Consider the following 24,234-nt stretch of genomic DNA (forward strand, 5'->3'; position numbering starts at 1 on the left):
AAAACAAGAGCAAGGCCAGATTCAGGAGGATCAGAAATCCCATGATGCCAAAAAATACGGTCATAGCTTTTATCAGATAACAGCTATGCCTGTGACTTACCCTACCTCCGTGTAAAGGAATTATGTTTCGCTTTTTCGATAAGCGCTTAACAACAGCAGGGCGATGTTGATTGCGATCAAGACAAGGAGGATCCAAAAGAAGGAATACATGGGCGTTTGGTATTAATGGTTAAGGGGTGTACTTGTAGGACGCAGAAAAGCGAAGATTGTTGTGCAGGTAACGCCTAAAGTTAATAACAACTTATGAACAATGAGGGGGAAATAAAAACCCCGGCTTTATGGCCGGGGTTATTTAGAAAATTGGAGTATTACCTAGTCAATTATTTTCACATTAACGGCGTTCAATCCTTTTTTTCCTTGTTGTAGTTCAAATTCTACAACATCACCCTCACGTACTTCGTCAATTAAGCCAGAAATGTGTACAAAGTGATCTTCTGATGAACCATCTTCAGTGATGAAACCATAACCTTTGGAGTCGTTGAAGAATTTTACTGTTCCTTTACTCATAATAAAAAAATAAAATGTTAAGTCGCAAAGGTACGCTTAATTTATGGAATTCCCTTTTATTTCCCATTATTTAAATTCAAGGGCCAGAGGGTCTTACCTTTTTTGTGAACCCTATGCCGTAGGATCCGGGGTAAGACGCAGGTAGGGCCGGATCTCCTCCACCCCTCTCGGAAACAGGGTGATGGCCTCAGGGGTTGGGATGGACGGACTCACCACCACCTTTTCCCCTCGCTTCCAATTGGCGGGGGTGGCGACTTTGTGGTAAGCCGTCAGTTGGAGGGAGTCGATCACGCGCAGGAGTTCATGGAAGTTCCTTCCTGTGGATGCAGGATATGTGAGGATCAGTTTAATGGTCTTGTCGGGCGCTATAATAAAGACCGAACGGACGGTCAGGGTGTCATTCGCCTTCGGATGTATCATATCGTACGCATCAGACACCTTTCTGTCCTCATCGGCAATGATGGGGAAGTTCACCTCGGTGGATTGGGTCTGGTTGATATCCTTTATCCACTCGTTGTGTGAGTCTTTCCCGTCCACACTCAGGGCCAGCATCTTGACGTTCCGCGCGTCGAATTCCTTTTTGAATTTGGCCGCAGTCCCCAGTTCCGTTGTGCAAACAGGGGTAAAGTCGGCCGGATGCGAAAAGAGAATTCCCCAGCTGTCGCCCAGATATTCGTACAGGTTGATGGTTCCCAGGTTGCTTTCCGCTGTAAAATCGGGGGCTGTATCGCCCAGTCTCAATGTTGCCATATGTATAAATTTTTATATTCCTATAATGCCTACAAAAATAATAGGAATATATTTGTATAGCGTTTAAAGGGAGTTAAATTTTCATTATGTACGATATCCGTATTTGGGAACCCGCAGAATTCTCCTGATCTAAACAGTCATCTACTTTCTTATTTTTGTGATATGGAAACATCAGAATTAGAAAACCTCAGGTATCCTATTGGTCATTTTATCAAACCTGCGCGGATCACTCCACTGATCCTGAGGGACTGGATCGCCCACATTGAAGCCCTGCCCGTCAATCTCCGGGACCTTGTCTCTGCCTTTAGCGACTCACAACTCGACACCCCTTACCGCCCCGGCGGATGGACGGTAAGGCAGGTAGTGCACCACCTCGCGGACAGTCATCACCACAGTTATATCCGTTTTAAATGGGCCCTCACCGAAGAAAAACCTGTGATCAAACCCTACCTGGAGAAGGAATGGGCCCAACTGGCAGATGCCAGCACAGGGCCTATCGAGCTCTCCCTGAACCATCTGGAGGCAGTACATGCCAAACTGGTCTATATGCTTAACGGCTTCTCCCGGGACGATTGGCAAAAGGAATTCGTCCATCCCGACGGGAACGCTACCGTTGGTCTGGAAGAGAATACGGGGAGATATGCCTGGCATGGTAATCATCACCTGGCTCATATCCAGGGGCTGGTGGATCGCATGAATTGGTAGAAAGGGACAGATTTACTCGAGATTCCTGCCCAGTAGAAACATTCCTTTTTCCTCAGGAATGGCATTTTCAAAGGGCAAGGTTTCTTTTCTCAGGATCTCATATCCCATTTTGAGATAGAATGAAAGGGCCCGCCCCTTTTGCATGGTAGCGAGGTAAATATATCCCATTCCCCTTTTTCTCGACAGGGTGTGCAAGGCCAAGATGACCTGTTCGCCAATTCCCATCCCCGTATGATCCTTCAACAGATAGATCTTTTCAAGGTAAACGGGCGCCGGAAATTCAAGGCCTTTCGGATTCCTGTTCAGGATGAGTTTGGCAATGCCTATCGCATCAACTCCAAATCTCAAGATAAAATGCAGATTATCCTGCTCAGTCATTTCCGATTGGACAACCCGGGGGGTAAAGCTCGTATGTATATATGGTGAAGGGTCCTTTCGGGGCCATAAGTGCAAATAGTGATCCCTGTAGGCTTGCTCGCCCAGTCTGCAGTACAATTCAGCGGTCTCCCCTGAGACAGGTTCAAGGAAGATCTGAGACCGCCCGGGGCCTCCTAGTTTTTCTTCCATTTGATGTTGCATCCGATACTCGGTTTCTGAACCTCGGCCTGAGGCTCTTCAGAAAGCAGGTGGTCTATGGCCTGTCGCAGATCCTTTCCGGTCAGAGGAATGCCGTTCCCCGGTCTTGAATCGTCTAGTTGCCCGCGATAGACCAGTCGCATTTCTGCATCAAAAAGGTAAAAATCCGGGGTGCATGCCGCATCGTAGGCACGGGCTACTTCCTGGCTCTCATCGTACAGGTAGGGAAAAGTATACCCTTCCTTACGGGCATTTTCTTTCATCAAATGGGGCGCATCATCGGGATAGTTGGCCACGTCATTGCTGGAGATAGCGGCAAAACCTATCCCTTTTGGCTGATACTTCTTTCCTAAAAGGGCCAGCTCGGGGTTGACGTGTTTCACAAAGGGGCAATGATTGCAGATAAACATGATTACCGTTCCCTTTTCTCCCTTGATCTCATCCAGTGACCTGGTGGTTCCGGACACGGTATCAGGTAATATGAACTTCGGTGCCCTTGTGCCCAGGGGAATCATGTTACTTGGGGTTCGTGCCATTTTAGATGTTTTACACAAAAATAGGAAGCCATCAGTAAATTCGGGAAGGTTTTAGGGGAATTCAGCAAGACCCACCCTATCCATGTCCAATAAAAACTGTCGGAATGCAATACCAGAACTTGGTTATCTTTGGGAAATAGACCCTTGGGCCTTTAGAAAATCAAACCGGTGGTACTTTCTTCCTTAGACGAGGCGCACATCAATTTCTCCACGGAGACCCTTTGGATCCTAAATGTGATCCTGGCCCTGGTCATGTTTGGGGTTGCCCTCCATATCAGGGTGAGAGATTTTAAGGCCCTCCTGAGGGATCCGCGATCTTTGCTGGTCGGGGTCTTCTGTCAGTTCCTGGCATTACCTCTGGTCACCTTCTTACTGGTCATCGCATTTCGGCCTCAACCCAGCCTGGCCCTGGGGATGATCCTCGTGGCTGCCTGTCCGGGAGGAAATATATCTAATTTCATTACCTCCCTAGGCGGCGGAAACAGGGCTCTGTCGGTGGCCCTAACTGCGAATGCGACCCTTCTCGCCATTCTATTTACTCCTTTAAACCTAGGTTTCTGGGGATCGCTCTATCCCCCTGCCCAAAACCTGTTGCGTGATATTTCACTCAACCCGTTGGAAATGGTGGAGATCGTTGCACTGATCCTTGGCTTACCTCTTCTGGCCGGGGTCTGGCTCCATGAGCGTTTTCCAGAACTTGCCCGGCGTCTCGCGAAGGTTTTGAAACACATTTCCCTCTTGTTTTTTGGTTGCCTCATCCTCTTCGTTCTCTACAATAACAGGGTACAGATCCGGGAGTACCTATTGTTGGTATTCTGGCTGGTTGTGCTGCAAAACGCCATGGCATTTCTCACAGGATATACTGCAGCCCGGTTAGCCGGATTGCCCTCAGAGGATATCAGATGCATCACCATTGAAACCGGGATACAGAACTCAGGACTGGGCCTGGTACTCATCTTTACTTTTTTTGAGGGACTTGGCGGTATGGCTGTCCTGACTGCCTTTTGGGGGGTATGGCACCTGATCTCCGGCATGCTGCTCGGGTCATTTTGGGCATTCAGGCCCCTGAGGAAGGAGGTGGGCGGATGAGACGGTTCATGTATGACCTCACGCGTGGGATCGCCTGTTTCAGCCTCTTCTGCTATTTCAGGGAAATGAGGCTGCACGGTACCCGAAAGGTGCCCAGGGACCGGGCGGTCATGTTCCTGGCAAACCATCAGAATGCACTGATGGATCCATTGGTGATCGCTGCCTTTACCCCTTTTAGAACTTATTTCCTTACCAGAGCCGATGTCTTTATAAACCCGATGGTGAATCAGGTCTTCGGTTTTCTGAGGATGTTGCCGGTATACCGAATGCGGGATGGGCGGGACACCCTGGGCCGGAATGAGGAGATATTTGAAAATTGTACCCGTATCCTCCGGGGCAGAGGGCATATCCTGCTTTTCCCCGAGGCCAATCACAATATCATGAGAAAGGTGAGACCGCTCAGCAAGGGATTCACACGGATCCTGTTTGCGGCCCTTGAAAAACATCCGGACCTGGATGTACTCCTGATTCCGGTGGGGATCAATTACGAAAATGCTGCCGGTTTCCCCGACAGGGTCGCCTTCTATTTTGAGGATCCCATACCTGCACGTGCGTTCTACGATAAGGAGGACATTCCTGGGTCGGTATCAAGGATTAAACAAAAGGTCTCGGAAACGCTGGAAAACAGCACTACTCACATAGAGGAGGAGGATAGCTATGCTGAAAAGCTGGAATACCTCCATGGCCTGGGCGTGGATCTCACCGACCCCACACAGACCAATAATGCCCTAAGACTTTACCCCCATGGCCCGAAAAAGTCCGGTCAGAGACGGGGAGGCATCCTTCAGGGCCTCTTGAAAGGCGTATTCTTCCTGCTCAATGCTCCGTTAATCCTCTTCTGGAGACTCATTATAAAACCCAGGATCCTCGAGGTTGAATTTGTGAGTACCTTCAGGTTTGGGTATGTTTTTGTGGCCCAGCCCTTGTTTTACATCTTACTCTGGTGGATCTGCTACACGCAGATCGACGCCCTGTGGGCGACCCTGCTGGTGGCCATCCACTTTCTACTGAGCCTGCTCTATATCAAAGCAGGGAGGTCTGCCTGAGACCCCTGTCGGATATTGGTCTACATCATATCGCCAAAGAATACCGCATTCATCAGGAGTTTGTTGGTGCCATACCAGAATGCGCGGAAATTGGTGTTATCCGTAAAAAGGATGACCCTTCCTCTTCCCATCCGGCTTACCTTGAATGGAGTACCGTTTGAGATCAGGGCTGCATTCTCCTCCGAAATATACCCGCTCAGCAGGGGAGAGGCAGTATACTGAATGGGGTTGTCATAACTGTCCTTTTCCGGCTCCAGATAGATGTTGCTGTTCCTGAAAAGGGCCAGGCTATTGTTCTTGTAACCGAAGTTGATAGGATGTGAACGGTCTATCTTCGCCTCAAAAATGGCTCCGCCGGTTACCTGGGCGCCCCTGAAATCCTCCCGCTCCCCGAAAGAAATGTTTTTGGCGACCAGACTGTCCTTTTTGAATTTCAGATCCAGGAATTCATTTTGGTTGAACCAGTTGGCCGTGGTGCGGTATCCAATGAGGGTGCCCCCGTCCTTTACCCATTCCTTCAGCTTATCAGCACTGGATTTGTTGAGTCCGCCGCTTCCCCAGGTTCCCGGGATGATGATATCCGTGTACGAACTCAGGTCGGCCCTGTTGAGGTATTCGGTATCTATTTTAGTCAGTTTGATGTTGTACCTCGTGTCAAAAAGATGCCAGATCTCTCCCGCATCATAGGATCTCATCCCTTCCCCAACGATCAGGGCCACCTTTTGCTTTTTTACGGGTTCAAAATCTCCACTTCCAAGGTCGATCCCCTGGGTGAGACCCGTACTGACCGCCGTGATCCTTAAATGGCTCTCTGAGGCGATCTTCTGCAGGAATTCAAAGAGATCCTTTTTATTGAGGACCTGATCCTGTACCGGGATCATGACCGTTCCGTAGTCGTACTTCGTGCCGTTCATGCTAAAGGGGTACTGCGCCACCTTGGCCCTCAGCCCTTTTTCCAGGATTTGATTCAGGGCTTTTGGAGTATAGTATTCATGCCATTCGAAGAGATAGGCATAGTTGCTTTCTCCACTAACCGATCCCGGAAGGACCTTGAGTTCCGCGATCTCCGGACCTGCATTGGTGAGGGAGGGCAGTTCTGCATAATCCACGTTGAAGGCCAGGGGAAAGGTCCAGGCTGAAATGTCGTAGAAGAGGCTATCCGTGAAAGTGGTCCTCTTTTCGAACATGGCTTTGATCAGTCTGTGGTGCTTCTGTTCGAGGGGTACTATGTAACTGCTGCCCTTGGTGTATCGTTTACCCCCCAGAGTTACATCCTGACCCAGATCATGGAACTTTATGTTCTGCCTCTCCAGGATCTCTGCCAGATGCCAGGCTTTTGCTGCATCCTTCTCATCCCCGAAAATAAAGGCCTTGGTCTTGCTCCTGGAAGCTTCGGATCTGAGGTCCCGGTAGAAATCGCGCTGGTATCCGAGCAGCTTGGTCCTCATATTCTGGGCCGCCTCTACGGTAGAAAGGGCCGTGGTAAACTGATTCCGGATCGTGAAAGGGAACGTCAGAAGGCCGTTTTCGCTCTCCTGGATATGGCCTCTGGAACTGGCCTGTTCGAAAAGGATACCGATACTGCCCACCACATCGGGGAAAGTGGATCCTTTCCCGTAATAATAATCGTCGTAATTCTCTTCCGAGAAGTACAGGGACCCGATCTTGTCCAGGGCTTTGGCGTGATAGGCACCGATCTCTGCGGTGAGTTCCTGATTGAGTTTTGGGGTTAGTGGATGCACACGTGTGGGTTCACCCGGCTGGAAGAAAAAGGTGGAATTGGTGCCCATCTCATGGTGGTCCGTCAGGATGTTCGGTAGCCATCGGTGAAAGGACCTGATCCTGGCCCGACTTTCAGGAAGTTGCACAGGCAACCAGTCCCGATTGATATCGAACCAGTAGTGGTTGGTCCTTCCTCCGGGCCATACTTCGTGGTATTCCCGCTCGTTTCCGTCGGGATTCAGATTCATACCGCGGTTGGTATTCGCCCAGTAGGCAAATCTCTGCAGCCCATCCGGATTAAAAGAGGGATCCATCAGGATGACCGTATTCTTCAGCATCTCATCGATCTTTTCTCCCTGTGCAGCCGCCAAATAGTAGGCATAAGCCAGTCCGGCATTGGCCCCGCTGGGCTCGTTACCGTGAACGGAAAATCCCTGGTACACGACAATGGGCATGTCTTCTACGGACATATTGGCTCCCTGGCCTTCGCTCAACGCCAGGTGCTGTTGGCGGATCTCTTCGATCCTGCCGTGGTTTTCTGGGGAGGTGACCGTCAGCAGTAATATGGGCCTGCCTTCGAAGGTGGTGCCCCTGTTCTCAATGGTGATCCTGTCGCTGGCCTCAGCAAGGGCCTGCATGTAGAACATGAGCTTGTCATGGGTCACGTGCCATTCGCCCACTTCGTGCCCAATAACCTCTGCCGGCTTTGGAATAGCAGGATCATAAGTGAATTCCTGTGGGAGGTAATAATCCAGGGAGAGGTTGTCCTGGGCATGAAAGGCCAGGGTGGTAAATACACAGAGGAGGAGTAGTGATTTTTTCATTCGGTATTATTTTTTCAGATCGCTAAAGGTAAACATTACTTCGGGCAGGCACAAGGATGAAAAGGGGATAATCAGGGGGAACGGGCATAAAAAAGACCCCGGATAAAGGAGTCTTTAAGTTGTTAAATTCTGTGGTTTGAATTCAGATATCGTCGAAATCTACGTCAGTAAAGTTGTCGAGGGTCTGATCCACTTCCCCGTTCTCCGTATCTTCTTTTTTAAAGTCTTTCTGGTGCCGTTCTGAGATGACCTCCTGACCTTTCTCGTCAATGATGTAATCCATCATTTCCTCCATATTTTCCCGGAAGGCCTGAAAATCCTCTTTGTATAAATAGATCTTGTGTTTCTTGTAGTGGAAGGATCCGTCGTCGTGAGTAAATTTCTTACTTTCGGTAATGGTCAGATAATAGTCCCCGGCTTTAGTACTTCTTACATCAAAAAAATAAGTTCGTCGGCCGGCCCTCAGAACTTTTGAGAAAATTTCCTCCTGATCCATTAAATCTTTTTCACCCATCTGTACCGCAATTGATTAGTTTTTTTGAATAAGGTTACCAAAAATGTAAAAAAAAACCTAATTCAGCAACAAATTTCTAGTTTTCTTTCTCGCTGAGCTGATGGGTGTAAAGCTCCTTGTAATACCCTTCCTGTTCGACGAGTTCCTCGTGTGTACCCTGTTGTAGAATCCGGCCTTCATCGAGTACGATGATCATATCGGCATTCTTTGCGGAGGAGACCCGGTGGCTTACGATGAGTGTGGTCCTGTTGCGGGAAGCCTGTTTCAGGTTGTTCAGGATGGCTTCTTCGGTTTCAGTGTCTACGGCCGACAGGCAGTCGTCAAACAAGTAGATTTCAGGGTCTTTTAACAGGGCCCTGGCAATGGAGATTCGCTGTTTCTGTCCGCCACTGAGGGTGATCCCCCTTTCTCCCAGGATGGTCTCGTATTTTTTGGAGAAGCCCATAATGTTCTCGTGCACCACGGCCATTTTCGCTACTTCCTCGATCTCCTTTTCTGTAGCCGTTTCCTTCCCGAACCGGATGTTGTTCGAAATGGTATCCGAGAAGAGGAAGGCATCCTGGGGAACGGCCCCGATGGAGCTTCTCAGGCTTTCCAGATTCAGTTTCCTGATCGGGGTACCATCGATCCTGATCTCCCCTGAGCTTACGTCGTACAGGCGTGCAACAAGGTCCAGGATGGTCGATTTGCCAGACCCCGTCTGCCCGAGGATGGCGACGGTCTGCCCATCCTTTACCTTAAAGGAAAGGTCTTTCAGGGCCGTGATATTCGTATCTTCATAGGTAAAACTCACCTTGTCGAATTCGATTTCGCCCTGGATCGGGGTCTCTTCCTCCACCTCATTTCTGAGCTCGGGTTCTATCTTTAAAAATTCGTTGATCCTCTTCTGGGAGGCCTCGGCCCTTTGAACCAGGGAGGTAAGCCAACCCACTATGGCCACAGGCCAGGTGAGCATGTTCACATAGAGAATGAATTCTGCAATGGTCCCAATGGAATCGATCTGTCCATCGATGTACTGTTTTCCCCCCACATAAATCACAAAGATGTTGCTGATCCCGATAAGCAAGATCATCAGGGGGAAGAACCACGCGTCTACCTTGGCCAGGTCCATACTCTTGTTCCGGCCATCCAGGGCCAGGGCGGATCCTTCTGCATTGATCTTGGGTTCCAGGGTATAGGCCTTAATCACGGAGATGCCTGAAAAGGTTTCCTGAGCGAAGGTGGAGAGGGTGGAGAGGAACTCCTGCACCTTCGTGCTACGTTTGTGAATGATCTTTGAGATCTTATAGATCAGTACAGATAGGATAGGAAGGGGCAATAAAGCGTAAAAAGCAATCGTCGGCGCCTTTATGAACATAAGGGGAATGAGACAGACAAAGAGGGTCAGGGTCTGCATGCCGTACATGATGGCCGGACCTGCGTAAAGCCTTACCTGACTCACATCCTCGCTGATCCTGTTCATCAGGTCGCCCGTCCGGTTCTTCTTGTAGAAGTTCAGGTTTAGCAACTGGTAATGGTCGAAGACCTCGTTCTTCAAATCGTATTCTATATAGCGGCTCACATTGATGATCGTCTGCCGCATGAGAAAGGTGAAAAAGCCGGAAAGGAGAGCAGCTCCTATGATGATAAGGATATATTCCAGCAAGAGAGAGGTCGCCTCGGGTTTGGGCACCGTTCCGGCCAAATACTTCTCAACCACCTCTATGGAGTTCTTTACGTAGGAGGGCATCACGAGCTGGAAGACCCTGGCGATGATGGTGATGATGATCCCCAGAAAGAGTTTGAACCAGTATTTCCTAAAATATTTATTGAGGTGTTTTAATTCTTTCATATGGGGGGAAGCCCTCGCATTTGCTCTGAGCAAGGCAAAGATAGGGGATTAGAAAAAAATCAAATGTTATAAAAGGCATAAGATAATTTCATTGGAACGATATCATTTCCTGAGAATGCTTATTTTTGCCACCGGTTAATCCTCTTTAAAGTTCTTTAGAAATGCTTACAAGAAGGCAGTTGCGGGTGAAGGTAATGCAGTGCATTTACGCGATCACCCAAACGAAGGATGAATCCCTTGAAAAACAGGAAAAATTCCTCCGGGTAAGCATTGAGAACACCTACACCCTATACCTGCTGATGTTGTGTTTGCTGAGGGAGATCCATGCCATGGCCCTGCATCGCACCCAAATGGACACTAAAAAATACCTCGCATCAGCTACCGATCATTACCCCCATAAGGAAAAATTTGTCAGGAACGGGCTCCTGCTCCAGTTGGTCGAAAATCCTGCCCTGGACGAGGAATTAAAGAAGCGTAAGATCAAAGGATGGTACCTCAATGAGGATTATGTCAAGATTGTCTTTAAGGAGATCATAGACCACCCCTTGTATCTCACCTACATGAATAAGGAAGACGGGTCTTTTGGGGAAGACAAGAACCTGGTGATCGATCTCTTTCGGGAGGTGATCGCTCCCAATGAGAAGCTCTATGAGTTCTTTGAGGACGACAAGCTTACCTGGGTGGATGACATTCCGCTGGTAAATACCTTTATTCTCAAACAGTTGAGTGGGGCGAAAAAGGAATCTGCTCCCAGATATTTCCTACCCAGACTGCTCAAGGACGAGGACGACATGGAATTCGCCAGGAAACTGCTCTCAAAAACCTTGTTGCAGAACAAGGCGCTCGAGGAAGAGATACAGGGCAAGACCCCGAACTGGGACAAGGACCGCATTGCCGATATCGACGCCATCCTCTTGAAGATGGCCATATGTGAACTCCTCAACTTCCCGTCCATCCCGGAGCGTGTGTCGATCAATGAGTACCTGGAGATCGCAAAAGAATATTCCACCCCGAAAAGCAGTATTTTCATCAATGGAATCCTGGATAAACTGGTAAAGGAATACAAGGCGGATGGAAAACTTAAAAAAAGCGGCAGAGGCCTTCTGTAAGATTTTATTCCTTAATTTTGCAACAAAATATTTAAATCTAGTTCTATGAAAAGAGTATTTGTCGCCCTGGGCGTTATCAGTATGATGGGTTTTGTATCCTGTAAGGAAAAGGCTTCCAGCAAAATTGAGACCGCTAATATAGAGGTGGCCGCAGAAAGAGATGCTGCTGCTAAGAACCTGCCGGTAATGAGTTTTGACAAGTCGGAGCACGACTTCGGGACTATCGAACAGGGAACCCCTCAGGAAACTATCTTTACATTCACCAATACGGGGAATGCCCCTTTGATCATCACCAACGCCACCAGCAGTTGTGGATGTACCGTTCCTGAATATCCAAAGAACACGCCTATCGCCCCAGGGGAAACAGGCCAATTGTTGGTTAAATTCAACGGTTCCGGTCAGAACCAGGTTACCAAGACCATCACCGTTTCGGCCAATACCGAAAAGGGATCCGAGCTCCTTCGCATAAAGGCATTCGTAAACGCTAAGAACGCAGCCAATACTCTCGGACCCGTAAAATAAACCTCAAAATAAGTACTCAGGTATGAATGAAATAGGGAATTTCCTGCCCATGATCCTGATCTTCGTCGTGGCGTATTTTTTTATGATACGTCCTCAGATGAAGAGACAGAAAGATGAAAAGAAATTTGCGGCAGCGTTGAAGAAGGGAGATAAGATCGTCACCAAAAGCGGTTTGCACGGCAAGATCGTGGAACTGAATGACAAGGATTTTTCCTGTATCATAGAGACCATGGCCGGAAGGCTAAAGTTCGACCGTTCTGCCATTTCTATGGAAATGAGCAACAAACTGAACGCCCCAGCCAAATAGCGTCCCTCACTTTACAAAATAAAAACCGGTACGATGAGTACCGGTTTTTTGTTTTCTGTACTTTGGACTATGACTTACGGTATTGGTCATTCATGCTGACACCGGCTCGTATCATGGGGATGATCTTCTCCAGCCGTTTCAGTTTGGTCTCCTCCTGTTTGGCCGTGTCAATATATTCACAGAACTCCCTCTGCTTATATGCCGACATATTCGTAAAGGCATTTTCAAGGGCCGGTTCCGCTTTCAGGGCTTTTCTAAGAAGCCCAGGGATCACAGTGCTTTTTTTCGGTTCGGGCGTCCATACCTTCCCTTCCTTCTGGTTGTCCACGGCCTCTATCATATAAGCAAGTACACTTTTAGCCTCGATTTCCTCAGCAGAGCTAAATTTCCAGTGCCTCATGGCCTTGGTCTTTCCTTCCTGGGCGTTCTCCAGGACATTTTTGGGATCTTTCAGGTAACACCCATTAAAGAACCAGATCCCGAAATGGGTTTTAAAGGCGTTGATCCCGAAAACATTCTTTCCATCCAGGGTATACACCGGGCTATTCCATTTATAGGTTTCCTCCAATCCGGTCTTCAGGGCCAGTTCGCGTAGTACGGACAAGCCGGCCCTGAAAGGGGTTTCCCTTTGGTAGTAGGCGTCGACTTTTGGTTGACTCATATCCGTACCTTATGATTTTCCAGCAGTAAGTTCGCAAATTCTAATGATAACTTCAACGGCCTTTTCCATACTCTGAATGGGCACGTATTCGTATTTACCGTGAAAGTTGTGCCCTCCGGCAAAAATATTAGGGCAGGGCAAGCCTTTAAAGCTCAATTGAGAACCATCCGTACCCCCTCGGATCGGTTTTATGATGGGTGCGATGCCCAGCTGTTCCATGGCTTCCTTGGCGATCTCGACGATATGGTAGACCGGCTCCACCTTTTCCCTCATGTTGTAGTACTGGTCCTTCATTTCTATGTCGAGAGCATTCGGATATTTTTGGTTTAGCTCAGCCACTATAAGTTCCAGGAACCGCTTCCTGTCCTCAAAACGAGCCCTGTCGTGATCGCGGATGATCATTTCCAAGGAGGCTGATTCAATGCTGCCTTCCAGGTGGTGTATGTGAAAAAAGCCTTCCCTTCCGGAGGTTTTTTCCGGCACTTCCTCACCGGGTAAACGGGAGGCGAATTCTGTAATGATCCCGATAGCATTGACCATTTTGTCTTTGGCATAGCCGGGATGGACACTTTTCCCTCTGGCCGTGATCTTAGCCCTGGCCGCATTGAAATTCTCGTATTCCAGTTCCCCGATCTGGCTCCCGTCCATGGTATAGGCCCATTCGGCCCCAAATTGCTCGACATCGAAATGGTGTGCTCCCCTTCCGATCTCCTCATCCGGGGTAAAACCGATACGGACCTTCCCATGCCGGATCTCGGGATGGGCGATCAGATACTCCATGGCCGTAACGATCTCGGCTACCCCTGCCTTGTCATCCGCTCCGAGGAGTGTGGTGCCATCTGTGACGATGAGGTCCTGCCCCTTGTACAGGAGAAGGTCTTCAAAATAATCGGGGGAAAGGACGATGTTCTTCTCACTGTTTAAAACAATGTCCTTTCCGTCGTAATCCTTGATGATCCTGGGGTTTACCCCGGTGGCAGTGAAATCGGGGGAGGTGTCGTAATGGGATACAAAGCCGATCACGGGAACTTCCTTCTCGAGGTTGGCTGGAAGGGTAGCCATAATGTAGCCCTTCTCATCCATGGTGACCTCCACCAGCCCTATGTCCTTTAATTCCTCAAATAATTGTTTGGCAAGTACCCATTGTTTATCGGTGCTCGGGGTCGAGTCCGACTTCGGGTCGCTCTGGGTATCTACGCGAACATAGCTCAGGAAGCGATCTAGGAGAGATTTCATGATAGTTCTTTTTCAGCAAATGTAGGGGTTCATCCCTTACTCTCCATGGAAGAATTTAGAGGTTCATCCCATTCTCCTGATCTTTACGGCACAGGTACAGGTAAAAAAGGACCTAAGTCTTCCAATTACTTTGTATTTTTCCCAGGATGAGATACTAAATAAGGGATATACCAGTTAACCATTTTATAATTCCATTTACACCGGTCAACTCAATGAAGAAACTGATCCTCACCCTCTTCCTGGTCTGCCTGTCTGTTTGGGTCAGGGCCCAAAACACGGAGTGCATGCTCGGTATTGGAGGGAAGGATACGGAGACGATCATACAGGTATTTCAACTGAACGAGGAACAGGTGCAAAAAATGGAGGATTTGCGGGCCGAACTCTCCTTACAGAACAAGGCCTACCAGGAAGAGATCCGCATTCTCTTTGACTCCCATCCCCAGAGTACCACGGAAGAGCTCGAGGCTCTGGCCACCAAATACAAGGCCCTGAAAGATCGCGTACTCGAAAATGCCAGGGAATACGATATCCGCCTGCTTCAACTTTTTAATCCCAGGCAATATGACCGTTACCTGGAACTTTGTGCCAGTGCCCAAAGGGTCCCTTACCAGGTAGTGCCCCGACCGTTTCCAAAGAAAGACCCTGAATAAATCCGCCATTTATTAAAGAAGGATTTCAGGCGGGTTAGAAAGCTGAAGTTTGTATTTTTGCCTTTCAAACGGCGATATGTACAGGCTGCTGATTAGACCTCTTCTTTTTCTCTTCGACCCGGAAACTGTCCACCATTTCTCTTTTTTTTCCATCAAGTGGTTGTGTAAACTGGGCTTTTCAGGCCTTTTACGCAGAATCTATACCTTGGACGACCCTTTGCTGGAAAGGGAGGTCTTCGGGCTGAGGTTCAAGAATCCCGTGGGACTTGCGGCTGGATTCGATAAGAATGCCCAATTGTACAATGAACTCTCCTGCTTCGGATTCGGGTTTATCGAAATAGGTACCCTCACGCCCAAACCCCAGGATGGTAATCCCAAAAAAAGGCTTTTCAGGCTTAAGGCAGACCAGGCTATCATTAACAGGATGGGTTTCAACAACGAAGGGGTGTCGGCTGCCGTGGATCGGCTGAAACGAGACCACCATGTCCTGATCGGAGGGAATATCGGAAAGAACAAGCTTACCCCCAACGAGGAGGCAACCCAGGATTACCTGATCTGTTTTCGCGCTCTTTTCTCTTATGTCGACTACTTCGTGGTGAATGTCAGTTCCCCCAATACCCCCGGACTCAGGGAGTTGCAGGAAAAAGCCCCTCTTACCGCTTTGTTGAATGCACTCCAAAAGGAAAATGCAGCACGGTCCCTGGAGACGGGTACAAAGAGGAAGCCGATCCTGTTGAAGATCGCCCCTGATCTGACAGACGATCAGCTTCTTGACATCATAGATATTGTGAAGACCACCTCCATTGATGGGGTCATAGCCACCAATACCACCATCGGCAGGGAAGGTCTGAGGTCTACCCCCGAACTGATAGGGGAGGCCGGCGGACTAAGCGGGAAACCCCTCAGGGCAAGGAGCACTGAAGTGATCCGGTTCCTGAGCGAAAAGAGTGGGGGAGCCTTTCCCATAGTAGGAGTAGGGGGCATACACACTCCGGAAGATGCTCTGGAGAAGTTGAAAGCCGGAGCCAGCCTTGTGCAGTTGTGGACCGGTTTTGTCTACGAGGGCCCGGGCCTGGTCAAAGGGATCAATAAGGCCCTCTTGGAAGATCGGACTTAGTTCGCCCAGTAATCGACTACCAGTACGTCTTCCAGGATCGGACCCAGGATCTCACCAAAAGCCTTGTGATCCGGATGGGGCAGGTAGGCGTCCCGATCCTCTTCACTCCTGAAAGTAAGAAAGAAGCAGTGGGTAAACCCTTTGTCGAGGGATTCCGGGCTATTGTTGATGCCCCATTCCAGAGAAACGATCTGCGGGATCCTGGATTTGAGGGAGACGAAAGAAGCCACTACCTTTTCTATCTCCTGATCCGGGGTGCCCACTTTGAATTTGAACAGTACCACATGCCTTAGGACGGAGTCTTTTTCAGGAATGGGAACTCTTCTTGAGCTATCGGGATTCATGGCGAAAATGTCTGTGTTTACTGTGAGAAAAATCAGGATAAAGGCTATACTCAGGCTGGGAATTTTCACGATATAAATTTTTGTAAGATATAAAAAAGTACGTTTGTTTGTCTGATGATTCAAATAGCTGTGTAAAGTGAATTACGAGATCCTGTGGGCTTTTTCCCTGGCTACGGCTACCCTGGCTATTTTCCCTGGCCCAGATAATATCTACGTACTCACCCAAAGCATTGTTCATGGAAAAAAATACGGCCTGGCCACTACGGCCGGGCTTATCTCTGGTTGCCTGGTCCACACTACGCTACTGGCCTTCGGGGTCTCTGCCATTATCAGTCTCAACCCCCTGTTGTTCTACTCGATCAAGATCTTCGGGGCGCTCTACCTTTTCTACCTGGCATACCGGGTCCTGCGCGCCCCTGCTGGCTTGGATTTGGAGATGACACAAACCCCCAGGAAATCACTGATGCAACTTTACAAACAGGGATTTATTATGAATGTTCTGAACCCCAAGGTGACCATTTTTTTCCTGGCCTTCTTTCCGGGATTCCTTTTCAGCGATTTTATGAATACGACCCTGCAGTTCTACGTACTCGGTATTCTTTTCATGGTCATATCCTTTGCGATCTTCGGCCTAATAGCCCTCCTGGCCGGATCCATATCCGGGTATCTGCAAAGTCACCGTGGCGCCCCGGTTTTCCTGAAATGGTTGCAGGTCCTGGTGTTCACCGGGATCGGGCTCTACCTCCTTTTATCGTATAAATAATACTACTTTTGAAGAAGTAAACGCACATGGACGCAAACGCAGATAAGGTAGATATCATAGAATGTCCCAGGGATGCCATGCAAGGGATCAAGACCTTTATTCCCACGAAGGAAAAGATCAGATACCTTCAGGCCTTGCTGGGATGTGGGTTTCACACCATCGACTTCGGAAGTTTTGTCTCCCCCCGAGCTGTCCCTCAAATGGCGGATACGGCTGAGGTACTCGAGGGGTTGGATCTCTCTAAAAACCTGTCGAAATTGCTCGCGATCGTGGCCAACGTGAGGGGAGCACAGGACGCGGCCGCATTTGCCCCCATTGATTATCTCGGATATCCCTTTTCCATATCAGAAAATTTCCAGATGCGTAATACCCACAAGACCATAGCGCAGTCAACCGAGGTTTTAAAGGAGATCCTTGATATTGCCTCGAATTCGGGAAAAGAAGTGGTGGTCTATATCTCCATGGGTTTCGGGAATCCTTACGGGGACCCCTGGAATGTGGAAATTGTGGGGGAGTGGACGGAAAAACTCACCGCCATGGGTGTTCGAACCCTTTCCCTTTCAGATACGGTGGGAACCTCGACCCCCGAAGATATCTCCTATTTGTTCTCCGAGTTGATACCCAAGTATCCGTCTGTCGAATTCGGGGCGCATTTGCATACGACCCCGAACAGCTGGCACGAAAAGGTCGACGCCGCTTTTAAATCAGGATGCAGGCGTTTCGACGGAGCCATCAAGGGCTTTGGTGGCTGCCCCATGGCCAAGGATGAACTCACCGGCAACATGCCAACCGAAAAAATGCTGTCCTATTTTACTGCCCGAAAGGCACGTACGGGAGTGAGCTGGACCGTGTTTGAAGCGGCCGTGAATAAAGCCTCGGACCTCTTTTCCAAATACCCCTAAAAAATTATTTAAATTAATTCTAAATAAAATTTGAGGTTGCGAAACCTTGCTTTATATTTGTATTTCGATACTATTTAAAATCAATCTAAATATAAATAAAATGCAAAAAGCCTTTTTTTCAGCCCTTGTATTTAGCGGATTTTTTTTCATTTCCTGCAGTAATGACAGCGGTGAAAATCCCATAGAATTACAGGTAGATCCTCCTGCAACATACACCTTTGCTCGCAACGGGAGCACTACAGTCGATTTTAGCGGTCAGACTACCAGGTTACTCATGGGAGGGGAGCTCGAACAGGCCCTGAAAGACCCCTCTCAAACCGTCGCATCCCTTCAGGCGAAATACGCCCACCAGGCCGGAGTAGCCAATTTTAACGATGCGGATCTGAATGCCTCCGATAAAAATCTCAAAACCAAGACGGCTGCCTCTGCCGAATTCTTCTCCTCCAATTCAGCCGCTCAGGCAGATATCAGGGCCGACTTTGATTCCTGGCTTGAGGCGCAGGCCACCGAAGTATTTCGAAATTGGAACACCGCTGCGGCTCCGGGCATTGCCGGGCAGATCGCAGACGGGTCTTCCACCAGGTATGTTTCCGGCAGCGGACTAGAATATGATCAGCTCGTCATTAAAGGTCTGATGGGCGCGGTCATGACAGACCAGGCCCTCAATAATTACCTGAGCCCTCTGGTATTGGATGAAGGAGATAATGTCTCCAATAACGATTCGGGTGTGACGGAAGACGGCAAGAATTATACCACCATGGAACACAAATGGGATGAGGCCTATGGCTATGTGTTCGGTCTCAACGCAGACCCCGCTAACCCCAATAATGATCTGGGGGCTGATAGCTTTTTGAATAAGTATGTGGGTCGCGTAGAATCCGATCCCGATTTCAGCGGGATAGCCGATCAGATCTACCAGGCATTTAAACTCGGAAGGGCAGCTATTGTAGCCGGAAATTACGAGGTTCGGGATGAACAGGCTGCGTTGATTCGAGGTAAGATATCTGATATCATTGGGATCCGGGCAGTGTATTATCTGATCCAGGCCAAATTGGTGCTGGAGCAACCCCAACCCGCATATGGAACTGTATTTCACGACCTTTCCGAGGCTTATGGATTTATTTACAGCCTGCAATTTACCCGTAAACCGGGAAGTCAGGAACCTTATTTCAGCAGGGCTGAAGTACAGTCGCTGCTGACTGACCTGGTGGATGACGGATCAAATGGATTGTGGGATGTTCAGCCTCAAACGCTTCAGGACCTCGCAGATTCCATTGCGGAAAGGTTCGACTTTACCGTCAGCGCTGCTGGCAGCTAATTCAGATAAATGAATAATTACAAAAAAGGATAGAAATAAGCGGCTGTTATTACCAAAAAGCCTTCCTTTTCTATCTTTGCGAATCGAAAATTTTATGACACCTGTACAGATGAAACGAATTTTATTGAGCTTTGGCGTACTCCTTACCCTTTGGGCGTGTTCCCCTGACTCCGGAGGCGGTGGTCCTGAACCGCCGAACCCGGTGAGTTTTGACCGTGGCGAAATGCTGGTGAATTGGGCAGACAACATCATTCTTCCGTCCTATGCGAATTTCAACGCTAGGCTGGGCACCATGAATTCCGCTTACACCACCTTTAAATCAGACCCTTCTGAGGTAAACCTTCAGACCCTTAGGGATGCGTGGTTCGACGCCTACCTGGGGTGGCAGTCCGTCGCTATGTTCGAGATCGGTCCAGCCGAGACTGCCGGCTACCGGTTGGAGATGAATACCTATCCCACGGATGTGATCACGCTGGAACAATACCTGTCTTCAGGCTCCTATGATCTCTCCCTTCCTGCGAATAGGGATGTAAAGGGATTTTCTGCACTGGATTACCTCATTAACGGCTTGGCCTCTGCTGACGCCCAGATCGTATCCCGATACCAGGGGACCGAACAGCAGGCCCTCTTCGATTACATAGATGCTGTCATCGCCGATATGCAATCCCTGACGACACAGGTGATCCAGGGATGGGAAAATGGATTCCGGGATGCCTTTGTAGCCAATGACGGTGCTTCTGCCACGGCTTCCACAGATCGGATGGTAAACGACTTCATCTACTATTTTGAAAGGCATCTTCGCGCCGGAAAAATGGGTATTCCTCTCGGCGTATTTACAGGTACTAAAGCCCCTCAGACCCTGGAGGCCTATTACAGGACATCTGCAGGAAAAGAGCTCTTCCTGGCCGCCATGGGGGCCTTTAGGGATTTCTTTAACGGGAAACATTTCGGGAGTTCCGCCACGGGGAAGAGTCTTGCTTCTTACCTCAGGGACCTGAATACCCTGAAAAATGGGGCTGCGCTTGATGTGATCATCAATGATCAGATCACTTTGGCCACACAGCAGGTGTCTGCCCTGGACGATTTTCGCACCGAGATTGAGAACAATGACCCCCCTACAACCATGCTTTTGGCTTATGATGAGGTGCAAAGGATTGTTCCCCTTTTGAAGGTGGATATGGTTTCTGCCATGAGTATAAGCATAGATTATGTGGATGCTGATGGGGACTAACCGATGAACACATCTCTCCGAACGAAGCTCGAGTTACCGCGTGAGGCTGCCCCACTGGCAGTCTTTCGCATTTTTTTCGGATTGATGATGGTCTTTTCCATCCTTCGTTTCTGGTATAATGGGTGGATAGAATCCCTTTACCTGGAACCTGTATTTCATTTCTCCTATTACGGCTTCGAATGGGTAAAGCCTTTGGGCCCTTTCACCTATTTGATCTTTGTGGTATGTGCGCTCGCGGCCCTCGGGATTGCCCTGGGGTACAAATACCGCTGGTCCTGCCTGCTCTTCTTCCTGAGCTTTACCTACATCGAACTCATGGACAAGACCACGTATCTGAACCACTACTACTTTATCAGCGTGCTTTCCCTCCTGATGATCTTCCTTCCCCTTCAGGCCTATTATTCCCTGGATGCCCGGAAACATCCGGAGAAGGCCTATCAGAAGGTACCCGGGTGGACCATTATTTCCATCCGCCTCCTCCTGGGGATCGTCTATTTCTATGCCGGGTTAGCCAAATTGAATTCCGATTGGATGCTGGAGGCCATGCCCCTGAAAATTTGGCTGCCCTCTAAATTCGACCTGCCCCTGATCGGCAGTTTACTTGGGAAAGAGTGGGTGCAATACGCCTTTTCCTGGGCCGGGGCCCTATTCGATCTCTCCGTACCTTTCCTTTTGTTGTTCAAGAGGACCCGTGTTCCGGCTTTTGTCGTCCTTGTCATCTTCCACGTGCTTACCCGTGTTCTCTTCCCCATCGGGATGTTTCCGTATATCATGATCGTTTCGGCCATGATCTTTTTCCCACCGTCCGTACACCACAAAATTCTCGAGTTTCTTTCCAGGATCTCAGGGATCGTCAAATCCCGATTCGACAATGGCCGATTTCTCCCATTCGGGAAAGGGTCGGTATACCGCCTGAGAAATGCCTTTCTGCTGGTTTTCTTCGGCATTCAATTGCTCTTTCCCTGGAGATATCTGCTTTATCCCGGGGAACTCTTCTGGACCGAGGAGGGCTATCGATTCTCCTGGAGAGTGATGCTGATGGAGAAATCAGGTTATGCCCAGTTCAAGGTAGTGGACAGGGATAATGGGAAGTGGGTCTATGTTGACAATTCCGAATTCCTCACCCCATTTCAGGAAAAACAGATGTCCTTTCAACCCGATTTTATTCTGGAATTCGCCCACTTCCTGGAATCCCATTACCGACAAATGGGATGGGGGGATGTCGCTGTATACGTAGATAGCAGGGTGGCCCTGAACGGCAGGCTGAGTCGGCCCTTTATAGATCCCGATACAGACCTAACACAATACAAGGATACATTTGAACATAAAACCTGGATATTACCATTTCATGATACGATTAAAGGACTTTAGTTCGATAGGCATAATGCTGCTGGGTTTAATGGCCTTCTCCCAGGGGAGCCTGAAAGGTGTGATCAGCGGACCGGATGGCAGCCCGGTACCCGGTGCAGAGGTGTACCTCAAGAATGTGGAGACCCTGACGGAAGCCGGGGAAGAAGGGAATTACGATTTCGGCCCCCTGGAGGACGGGATCTACAGCATGGTCGTATTTGCCTACGAATACAAGGTGTACGAGGCCGAGGTGAATGTCGATGGACCTACCGAGGTGAATGTGGGTCTGGAACCCCTTGGGGAATCCCTCTCGGAGGTTGTCCTCATACAGGAAAGGCAGAGGATCTTCGCCCTAAAGAGCCTGAAGAAAGTGGAGGGGACGGCTATTTACGCGGGAAAGAAGAGCGAGGTGGTCCTGATGGACCAGCTGGTAGCCAATGTGGCGGCCAATAATCCCAGGCAGGTGTACAGTCAGGTGGTGGGTCTCAATATTTACGAGAATGGTGATGCCGGCCTGCAGCTGAATATTGGTGGGAGGGGACTGAACCCCAACCGCACGGCCAACTTCAATACCCGTCAGAACGGCTATGATATCAGTGCCGATGCCCTTGGATACCCTGAGAGCTATTATACCCCTCCTGCAGAAGCCCTGAGTGAGATCCAGATCGTGAGGGGTGCGGCTTCCCTCCAGTATGGCCCTCAATTTGGCGGTCTGGTCAATTTCAAGTTCAAGAGACCGGAGAGCGAAAATGCCATCGAATGGACGAGCAGGCAGACCGTAGGGTCCTATAACCTCTTCACAAGTTTCAACAGCCTGAGTGGCACAGTCGACAATTTCAGCTACTACACCTATTTCAATTATAAGGAAGGGGATGGTTTCCGCCCCAATTCGGCATTCAACAGCCGAAACTACTTCGGTTCATTCAACCTCAGGCTCAGTGAGGATACCAAAATCACCTTTGAAGCAACGGTCCTGGACTACCTTGCCAAGCAGGCCGGGGGCCTTACCGATGTTCAATTCGAAGAGGACCCCTTTTTCAGTAACCGGGAAAGGAACTGGTTCGCCGTAGACTGGAAGTTATTCGCCTTGCGACTGGAACACCGCTTAAATGAGCGTTCTGATCTGAGCCTACAGCTATTCACCCTGGAGGCGAACCGTTCGGCCCTGGGATTCCGAACCAACCGCGTATCCCAGCCCGATGACCCCAACGAACCCCGCGAACTCCTCGTGGATGATTTCCGCAACTGGGGGGCAGAATTCAGGTATCTGACAAGGTATCAGACAGGAGGAAAGAACGCGGTCTTACTCCTGGGCACCAAATATTATCAGACCGACAACCGTCAACAGCAAGGGCCCGGGAGCGCAGCCGCGGATGCCGATTTCAGCTTCTACACCCAGGATTACCCCAATTACGAGCGGCAGTCGGCTTTTGAACTCCCCAATACCAACCTGGCTTTTTTCGGAGAGAATATCTTCGATCTCAGCCCGCGATTCTCTGTCACTCCCGGGTTCCGCTGGGAATATATCAAAACGGAGAGCGAGGGTTCATACAGGAATATAGTGCTCGATCTGGCAGGGAACCCCCTTCTGAATGAAGAGGTCCCCGACAACCGCACGTTTGAACGCAACTTCCTCCTGCTCGGGGTAGGTGCCACCTACAAAATGGGAGAAAGCAATGAGCTATACGCCAACATCTCCCAGAATTACCGCTCGGTGACCTTCAGCGATATACGGGTGGTGAACCCGTCTTTCCAAATTGCGGAAGATATCAGGGATGAAGACGGATTTACGGCCGATCTGGGTTTCAGAGGGGATTACAAAAAGCTTCTTTCCTTTGACCTCAGTGTTTTCGGCCTTCTCTATGACGACCGCCTGGGAGAGATCCTGAAGAATGAGACCCGTACCAACGCCAATGGAGAGGTGGTGGAGACCGGGAGGGTGGTCCGATTCCGGGGCAATATCGGAACGGCCCTGATGTTCGGGGTGGAAAGCTTCCTGGACTGGAACCTCAAAAGGACCTTTTTCCCGGGCGAGGACAAGCTGCGTTCCAGTGTCTTCCTCAACATGGCCCTGACCGATTCGGAATATCTCAAATCCGAAGAATCCGGGGTGGAGGGGAACCGGGTGGAATTCATCCCAAGGGTCAACATGAAGACCGGACTCCAGTTCGGATACGGGAATTTCCTGGGGAGTTTACAGTATTCCTATTTGTCTGAGCAATTCACCGATGCAACGAATGCGCCTAGGGATATCAATGACAATCAGAGAGGCATAGAAGGGACCATCCCTGCCTATGATATCATGGATCTCTCCCTGTCGTATAGTTACCGAAGATGGAAACTGGAGGCGGGTATGAATAACCTCCTGGACAACCGCTACTTTACCCGAAGGGCAACAGGGTATCCCGGCCCGGGTATCATCCCGGCGGAGCCCCGTACATTTTACACCGGCATACAGTTTCAATGGTAATTAAAGGGGCTGAAAGGCAATCTGTTCGGCTATTGAAATAAGGGACACCAGGATAATGGTCCACTGGCAGATCACCTGTACGGTCACATTTCCA

Annotated in this window: 24 protein-coding genes; 14 read left to right on the plus strand and 10 right to left on the minus strand. The window is 49.4% G+C overall.

The genetic code is table 11. The features are described 5' to 3' along the window. Positions 1–372: 372 nt before the first annotated feature. Both GWK09_RS09290 and GWK09_RS09295 read right to left on the minus strand, forming a co-directional pair. On the minus strand, positions 373–567 hold the full coding sequence (locus GWK09_RS09290; RefSeq protein WP_163692992.1) for a cold-shock protein: 195 nt from the start codon (positions 565–567) through the stop codon (positions 373–375). A 111-nt stretch (positions 568–678) separates the two neighbouring features. Then, the gene (locus tag GWK09_RS09295; protein ID WP_163692994.1) at positions 679–1,317 is read right to left on the minus strand and encodes a peroxiredoxin; all 639 of its coding nucleotides are present in this window, start codon (positions 1,315–1,317) and stop codon (positions 679–681) included. Between the two features lie 162 nt (positions 1,318–1,479). On the opposite strand from GWK09_RS09295, the gene GWK09_RS09300 reads away from it, so the two are divergent. Next, positions 1,480–2,022: a YfiT family bacillithiol transferase gene (locus GWK09_RS09300; protein ID WP_163692996.1), complete on the plus strand. Its 543-nt coding sequence runs from the start codon at positions 1,480–1,482 to the stop codon at positions 2,020–2,022. A gap of 12 nt (positions 2,023–2,034) precedes the next feature. Here GWK09_RS09300 and GWK09_RS09305 read toward each other — a convergent pair whose 3' ends face one another. Together GWK09_RS09305 and GWK09_RS09310 are read right to left on the minus strand one after the other, a co-directional pair. Continuing rightward, positions 2,035–2,589, minus strand: a complete 555-nt coding sequence (locus GWK09_RS09305) for a GNAT family N-acetyltransferase (protein WP_163692998.1) — start codon at positions 2,587–2,589, stop codon at positions 2,035–2,037. After that, on the minus strand, positions 2,574–3,134 hold the full coding sequence (locus GWK09_RS09310) for a thioredoxin family protein (protein ID WP_163693000.1): 561 nt from the start codon (positions 3,132–3,134) through the stop codon (positions 2,574–2,576). Before GWK09_RS09310 ends, GWK09_RS09305 begins: the two co-directional genes overlap by 16 nt. Positions 3,135–3,302: 168 nt before the next feature. On the opposite strand from GWK09_RS09310, the gene GWK09_RS09315 reads away from it, so the two are divergent. Together GWK09_RS09315 and GWK09_RS09320 are read left to right on the plus strand one after the other, a co-directional pair. Then, positions 3,303–4,223 (plus strand): bile acid:sodium symporter family protein, encoded by a 921-nt coding sequence (locus GWK09_RS09315; protein WP_163693002.1) that lies wholly within the window; start codon positions 3,303–3,305, stop codon positions 4,221–4,223. Beyond that, positions 4,148–5,269, plus strand: a complete 1,122-nt coding sequence (locus tag GWK09_RS09320; RefSeq protein WP_163693004.1) for a 1-acyl-sn-glycerol-3-phosphate acyltransferase — start codon at positions 4,148–4,150, stop codon at positions 5,267–5,269. Before GWK09_RS09315 ends, GWK09_RS09320 begins: the two co-directional genes overlap by 76 nt. A gap of 20 nt (positions 5,270–5,289) precedes the next feature. Here the strand turns inward: GWK09_RS09320 and GWK09_RS09325 are convergent, their stop codons facing one another. The 3 genes from GWK09_RS09325 to GWK09_RS09335 form a co-directional block, all read right to left on the minus strand. Next, the gene (locus GWK09_RS09325; RefSeq protein WP_163693006.1) at positions 5,290–7,815 is read right to left on the minus strand and encodes a M14 family metallopeptidase; all 2,526 of its coding nucleotides are present in this window, start codon (positions 7,813–7,815) and stop codon (positions 5,290–5,292) included. A 142-nt stretch (positions 7,816–7,957) separates the two neighbouring features. Further along, a complete protein-coding gene (locus GWK09_RS09330; RefSeq protein WP_163693007.1) occupies positions 7,958–8,329 on the minus strand; it encodes a PUR family DNA/RNA-binding protein in 372 nt (123 codons plus the stop codon). Positions 8,330–8,405: 76 nt separating this feature from the next. Beyond that, a complete protein-coding gene (locus GWK09_RS09335; protein WP_163693434.1) occupies positions 8,406–10,160 on the minus strand; it encodes an ABC transporter ATP-binding protein in 1,755 nt (584 codons plus the stop codon). Between the two features lie 161 nt (positions 10,161–10,321). Between GWK09_RS09335 and nusB the strand changes: the two genes are divergently transcribed. From nusB to yajC, 3 genes are read left to right on the plus strand one after another with little or no spacing between them, the layout of a single operon-like run. Next, positions 10,322–11,269, plus strand: coding sequence for a transcription antitermination factor NusB (gene nusB / locus GWK09_RS09340; protein WP_163693010.1), 948 nt, complete (start codon positions 10,322–10,324; stop codon positions 11,267–11,269). 45 nt (positions 11,270–11,314) lie between these two features. Continuing rightward, complete coding sequence (locus GWK09_RS09345) at positions 11,315–11,791, plus strand: DUF1573 domain-containing protein (protein ID WP_163693011.1); 477 nt, start codon at positions 11,315–11,317, stop codon at positions 11,789–11,791. Positions 11,792–11,813: 22 nt separating this feature from the next. Beyond that, positions 11,814–12,098, plus strand: a complete 285-nt coding sequence (yajC, locus tag GWK09_RS09350) for a preprotein translocase subunit YajC (protein ID WP_163693013.1) — start codon at positions 11,814–11,816, stop codon at positions 12,096–12,098. Positions 12,099–12,165: 67 nt separating this feature from the next. Here the strand turns inward: yajC and GWK09_RS09355 are convergent, their stop codons facing one another. Both GWK09_RS09355 and pepT read right to left on the minus strand, forming a co-directional pair. After that, complete coding sequence (locus tag GWK09_RS09355; protein ID WP_163693015.1) at positions 12,166–12,759, minus strand: YdeI/OmpD-associated family protein; 594 nt, start codon at positions 12,757–12,759, stop codon at positions 12,166–12,168. Positions 12,760–12,768: 9 nt separating this feature from the next. Next, positions 12,769–13,995, minus strand: coding sequence for a peptidase T (gene pepT, locus GWK09_RS09360; RefSeq protein WP_163693017.1), 1,227 nt, complete (start codon positions 13,993–13,995; stop codon positions 12,769–12,771). A gap of 212 nt (positions 13,996–14,207) precedes the next feature. Here pepT and GWK09_RS09365 point away from each other — a divergent pair, with 212 nt between their 5' ends. Both GWK09_RS09365 and GWK09_RS09370 read left to right on the plus strand, forming a co-directional pair. Beyond that, positions 14,208–14,645, plus strand: coding sequence for a hypothetical protein (locus GWK09_RS09365; protein WP_163693019.1), 438 nt, complete (start codon positions 14,208–14,210; stop codon positions 14,643–14,645). A 76-nt stretch (positions 14,646–14,721) separates the two neighbouring features. Continuing rightward, entirely contained in the window at positions 14,722–15,762 is a 1,041-nt protein-coding gene (locus GWK09_RS09370) for a quinone-dependent dihydroorotate dehydrogenase (protein ID WP_163693021.1), read from the plus strand. Here GWK09_RS09370 and GWK09_RS09375 read toward each other — a convergent pair. Then, a complete protein-coding gene (locus tag GWK09_RS09375) occupies positions 15,759–16,175 on the minus strand; it encodes a Dabb family protein (RefSeq protein WP_317174516.1) in 417 nt (138 codons plus the stop codon). The genes GWK09_RS09370 and GWK09_RS09375 overlap by 4 nt on opposite strands. A 67-nt stretch (positions 16,176–16,242) precedes the next feature. On the opposite strand from GWK09_RS09375, the gene GWK09_RS09380 reads away from it, so the two are divergent. The 6 genes from GWK09_RS09380 (at position 16,243) to GWK09_RS09405 (ending at position 24,140) form a co-directional block, all read left to right on the plus strand. Then, positions 16,243–16,869 carry a LysE family translocator gene (locus tag GWK09_RS09380; protein WP_163693023.1) on the plus strand — a complete coding sequence of 209 codons (627 nt, stop codon included), beginning with the start codon at positions 16,243–16,245 and terminating at the stop codon, positions 16,867–16,869. Positions 16,870–16,895: 26 nt separating this feature from the next. Next, on the plus strand, positions 16,896–17,771 hold the full coding sequence (locus GWK09_RS09385) for a hydroxymethylglutaryl-CoA lyase (RefSeq protein ID WP_163693025.1): 876 nt from the start codon (positions 16,896–16,898) through the stop codon (positions 17,769–17,771). Between the two features lie 100 nt (positions 17,772–17,871). Then, complete coding sequence (locus GWK09_RS09390) at positions 17,872–19,089, plus strand: DUF4856 domain-containing protein (RefSeq protein WP_163693027.1); 1,218 nt, start codon at positions 17,872–17,874, stop codon at positions 19,087–19,089. Between the two features lie 109 nt (positions 19,090–19,198). After that, the gene (locus GWK09_RS09395; protein WP_163693028.1) at positions 19,199–20,320 is read left to right on the plus strand and encodes an imelysin family protein; all 1,122 of its coding nucleotides are present in this window, start codon (positions 19,199–19,201) and stop codon (positions 20,318–20,320) included. Positions 20,321–20,323: 3 nt separating this feature from the next. Next, positions 20,324–21,691, plus strand: a complete 1,368-nt coding sequence (locus GWK09_RS09400) for an HTTM domain-containing protein (protein ID WP_163693031.1) — start codon at positions 20,324–20,326, stop codon at positions 21,689–21,691. Beyond that, complete coding sequence (locus tag GWK09_RS09405) at positions 21,669–24,140, plus strand: TonB-dependent receptor domain-containing protein (RefSeq protein ID WP_163693033.1); 2,472 nt, start codon at positions 21,669–21,671, stop codon at positions 24,138–24,140. Before GWK09_RS09400 ends, GWK09_RS09405 begins: the two co-directional genes overlap by 23 nt. The last annotated feature ends 94 nt before the right edge of the window (positions 24,141–24,234 follow it).

Source organism: Muriicola jejuensis (genome assembly GCF_010671595.1).
Lineage (GTDB): Bacteria > Bacteroidota > Bacteroidia > Flavobacteriales > Flavobacteriaceae > Muriicola > Muriicola jejuensis.

What these genes read in the sequence shown, in the direction of transcription:
- GWK09_RS09290 (WP_163692992.1), bottom strand. Translation starts at nt 567, where the DNA reads ATGAGTAAAGGAACAGTAAAATTCTTCAACGACTCCAAAGGTTATGGT.
- GWK09_RS09295 (WP_163692994.1), bottom strand. Translation starts at nt 1,317, where the DNA reads ATGGCAACATTGAGACTGGGCGATACAGCCCCCGATTTTACAGCGGAA.
- GWK09_RS09300 (WP_163692996.1), top strand. Translation starts at nt 1,480, where the DNA reads ATGGAAACATCAGAATTAGAAAACCTCAGGTATCCTATTGGTCATTTT.
- GWK09_RS09305 (WP_163692998.1), bottom strand. Translation starts at nt 2,589, where the DNA reads ATGGAAGAAAAACTAGGAGGCCCCGGGCGGTCTCAGATCTTCCTTGAA.
- GWK09_RS09310 (WP_163693000.1), bottom strand. Translation starts at nt 3,134, where the DNA reads ATGGCACGAACCCCAAGTAACATGATTCCCCTGGGCACAAGGGCACCG.
- GWK09_RS09320 (WP_163693004.1), top strand. Translation starts at nt 4,148, where the DNA reads ATGGCACCTGATCTCCGGCATGCTGCTCGGGTCATTTTGGGCATTCAG.
- GWK09_RS09325 (WP_163693006.1), bottom strand. Translation starts at nt 7,815, where the DNA reads ATGAAAAAATCACTACTCCTCCTCTGTGTATTTACCACCCTGGCCTTT.
- GWK09_RS09330 (WP_163693007.1), bottom strand. Translation starts at nt 8,329, where the DNA reads ATGGGTGAAAAAGATTTAATGGATCAGGAGGAAATTTTCTCAAAAGTT.
- GWK09_RS09335 (WP_163693434.1), bottom strand. Translation starts at nt 10,160, where the DNA reads ATGAAAGAATTAAAACACCTCAATAAATATTTTAGGAAATACTGGTTC.
- nusB (WP_163693010.1), top strand. Translation starts at nt 10,322, where the DNA reads ATGCTTACAAGAAGGCAGTTGCGGGTGAAGGTAATGCAGTGCATTTAC.
- GWK09_RS09345 (WP_163693011.1), top strand. Translation starts at nt 11,315, where the DNA reads ATGAAAAGAGTATTTGTCGCCCTGGGCGTTATCAGTATGATGGGTTTT.
- yajC (WP_163693013.1), top strand. Translation starts at nt 11,814, where the DNA reads ATGAATGAAATAGGGAATTTCCTGCCCATGATCCTGATCTTCGTCGTG.
- GWK09_RS09355 (WP_163693015.1), bottom strand. Translation starts at nt 12,759, where the DNA reads ATGAGTCAACCAAAAGTCGACGCCTACTACCAAAGGGAAACCCCTTTC.
- pepT (WP_163693017.1), bottom strand. Translation starts at nt 13,995, where the DNA reads ATGAAATCTCTCCTAGATCGCTTCCTGAGCTATGTTCGCGTAGATACC.
- GWK09_RS09365 (WP_163693019.1), top strand. Translation starts at nt 14,208, where the DNA reads ATGAAGAAACTGATCCTCACCCTCTTCCTGGTCTGCCTGTCTGTTTGG.
- GWK09_RS09370 (WP_163693021.1), top strand. Translation starts at nt 14,722, where the DNA reads ATGTACAGGCTGCTGATTAGACCTCTTCTTTTTCTCTTCGACCCGGAA.
- GWK09_RS09385 (WP_163693025.1), top strand. Translation starts at nt 16,896, where the DNA reads ATGGACGCAAACGCAGATAAGGTAGATATCATAGAATGTCCCAGGGAT.
- GWK09_RS09390 (WP_163693027.1), top strand. Translation starts at nt 17,872, where the DNA reads ATGCAAAAAGCCTTTTTTTCAGCCCTTGTATTTAGCGGATTTTTTTTC.
- GWK09_RS09395 (WP_163693028.1), top strand. Translation starts at nt 19,199, where the DNA reads ATGAAACGAATTTTATTGAGCTTTGGCGTACTCCTTACCCTTTGGGCG.
- GWK09_RS09400 (WP_163693031.1), top strand. Translation starts at nt 20,324, where the DNA reads ATGAACACATCTCTCCGAACGAAGCTCGAGTTACCGCGTGAGGCTGCC.
- GWK09_RS09405 (WP_163693033.1), top strand. Translation starts at nt 21,669, where the DNA reads ATGATACGATTAAAGGACTTTAGTTCGATAGGCATAATGCTGCTGGGT.